The sequence below is a fragment of the Rhodococcus sp. P4_B6 genome (genome assembly GCF_056402215.1).
Map to the genome: position 1 here is coordinate 1 of NZ_JBFUHV010000390.1, position 2,420 is coordinate 2,420.

The following is a 2,420-nucleotide window of genomic DNA, read 5'->3' on the forward strand; positions in this document are numbered from 1 at the left end:
GGGGTGTCCCATTCGAACTTCTCGAGGTCATTTCTTCGCCGCAGCAGACTCGAGCGCCGTCTCGTCTCGCCCGCTCCGTCATCGCGGCGGAGAGTGCGCCGGCACCACCGACATGACGTCAGGGGTTCGTATTTCGCTCGGCGAGGAACGAAAGTCGGCGCAGGCACTCGAGATTGCGTGGGAGCACCGCCAGGTCCTGCGCCATCCGCGGAACCCAGGACAACGGGACGGAGGCCGCCACCTCCGACATCTGGAGGTGGCAACCGGATCCACGCGGCTCCAGCCGCAGCCGCACGATCGCTTTCGTGGGGGTCACCTGCGCCAGCAGTCGGAGTTCACGGTTCTCTTCGGCGAGGAGCACCTCGGTGGAGTCGTCGATCAGTGCGGGCCAGGCACCGACGGAATGGTGCAGGCGGCTTCCCACCGCGGGCCAGTCCGCGGAGACGGCACGCATCCGGGACGCGCCGACCACCCACGACGGGTACAGCCACCCGTTGGCGAGGACGGACCACACATCCGAAGCCGACGCCGACGTGTCGCGATGTGCCTCGATGACGACCACTCCCTCGAATCGGTACCTGACGACTCTCCGCGCTTACCCTCCCCGACCGCATCGAAAACGTGAGCCGCGTCGCGCTCGCCTCCCGACAGTTCAGGTCTGCGCTCCGATTTCCTCACCGGCCGCGAACCGTGATTCCGAATCGGTGACCAGCCCGATCGACACGAGTGGACGCGGGAAGATCAGATCGGTGAGGTAGGCGAGCGCGACCGCCCAGCGATTGGCGGCGTTCGGCATGGCGTAGAGGTGATATGCCCGGGTGACCACCTTCGCGAGGAACCCCGACAGCCGGATGCCGAGGGGGTTGGCGACGGCGAACCCCGGGCCGAGATCCACGACCAGACCCATGTCGCGGTGGGTGTACGGCTTCGCATCGCCGACGCCCAGGCTCGCCGCCACGTTGCGGGCGAGGGCCCGCCCCTGCCGGACGGCGTGCTGCGCGGTGGGCGGGGTGATCGATCCGCTGTTCTTCGGATCGGGAACGGCCGCGGCGTCGCCGCCCGCGAAGACGTCGGGGTGCCCGTCGACCGAGAGGTCGGGGCGCACCGTCAATCTGCCCTTCTCGGTGGGCAATCCGAGCGTGTCGACGAGGGGGCCGGCGGTGACACCCGTCACCCAGGCGACCGTGCGGGTGGGAACGACGGTTCCGTCGTCGAGAGTGACGTGTTCGGATCCGAGTTCCGTCAGGGTGGTGCCGAGTCGCACCTCGATGCCGCGGGAGCGCAGCACCTCCAGCACCTTGTCACCCAGCTTCTCCCCCACTTCGGGCATCACCTTGTCGGCGGCGTCGAGCAGCAGGAACCGGATCTTCGCGGGGTCGAGGTTGCGACGGGACGCTGCTTCGTCGGCCAGGGCGCGGAGTTGGGCCGTGAGTTCGGTGCCCGCGTAGGACGCACCGACCACGACGACCGTCCGTCGGGCGTCGGCGACCCGGGGGTCGGTGTCCCGCTCGGCGAGTTCGATCTGGGTGAGCAGCTGGTCGCGGAAGTACAGTGCCTCGGCCGGCGTCTTCAGTCCCCTGGCGTGCTCGGCGAGTCCGGGAATGTCGAACAGCCGGGTCACCGATCCCGGGGTGAGCACCACCCGGTCCCACGCCACCTCCTCGACACCCTGCTCGCAGTCGGTGACGTGCACGGTGCGGGCGTCGAAGTCGACGGCGTCGACTCTGCCCGTCACGAGCTCGACGTCCGATAGCGCCTCGGACAGTGGAATGGTGACGAACCGCGCGTCCAGGATTCCGCCCGCCACCTCGGGCAGGAGCGGTGTGTAGAGCATGTAGTCGCGGGGCGAGATCATGATGACGCGGGCGTCGGTTCCCCGGAGGCGCCGCGTCAGAGAGCGTGCGCATTCGAATCCGGCGAAGCCGCTGCCCACGACGACGATGCGCGTCGGCTCTCCGGCTGATTCGTAGGTCATACGGAACGCATTCCCCAACCACGCGCCGAACGAAACAATCCCCCGGTCACGACCGCGGCGGTGTGAGGGCGTCGAATCCGGGTACTCGACCAGCGGAGATCGATCGACGGGATCGAATGCGAAGGGCGGGAACATGAGCGCCGCATCGAAGGCGATGTACAAACCGTTGGCGCTCGCTGCGAGTGTCGCCGGTGGAATAGCGGCGAGTGCCGTGTTCGGTCAGGTGTGGAAGCGTGTCGCAGGCGAATCCGAGGCTCCCGACCCCAAGGATCTGTCCCGCAGCACCCGCGAAGTACTGATCGCGGCCGCCGTGCAGGGCACCGTCTTCGGCCTGGTCAAGGCGGCGGTCGATCGGGCGGGTGCCCAGGGGTACCGGAAGCTGGCCCACGCCGACCCCCGATAGAGCGAGGCACTTGTCCCAGAACCCCCCTAGGCTGAGCCGATG

3 protein-coding genes are annotated in these 2,420 nt (G+C 68.3%); 1 reads left to right on the top strand and 2 read right to left on the bottom strand.

Translation table 11 applies throughout. The features are described from left to right. Window positions 1-118: 118 nt before the first annotated feature. Both AC1DWT_RS50825 and AC1DWT_RS50830 read right to left on the bottom strand, forming a co-directional pair. Window positions 119-562: an SRPBCC family protein gene (locus AC1DWT_RS50825; protein ID WP_072946225.1), complete on the bottom strand. Its 444-nt coding sequence runs from the start codon at window positions 560-562 to the stop codon at window positions 119-121. A gap of 90 nt (window positions 563-652) precedes the next feature. Next, the gene (locus tag AC1DWT_RS50830) at window positions 653-1,975 is read right to left on the bottom strand and encodes an NAD(P)/FAD-dependent oxidoreductase (RefSeq protein WP_206012302.1); all 1,323 of its coding nucleotides are present in this window, start codon (window positions 1,973-1,975) and stop codon (window positions 653-655) included. A 133-nt stretch (window positions 1,976-2,108) separates the two neighbouring features. On the opposite strand from AC1DWT_RS50830, the gene AC1DWT_RS50835 reads away from it, so the two are divergent. After that, window positions 2,109-2,378: a DUF4235 domain-containing protein gene (locus AC1DWT_RS50835; RefSeq protein WP_072946224.1), complete on the top strand. Its 270-nt coding sequence runs from the start codon at window positions 2,109-2,111 to the stop codon at window positions 2,376-2,378. Window positions 2,379-2,420: the final 42 nt, after the last annotated feature.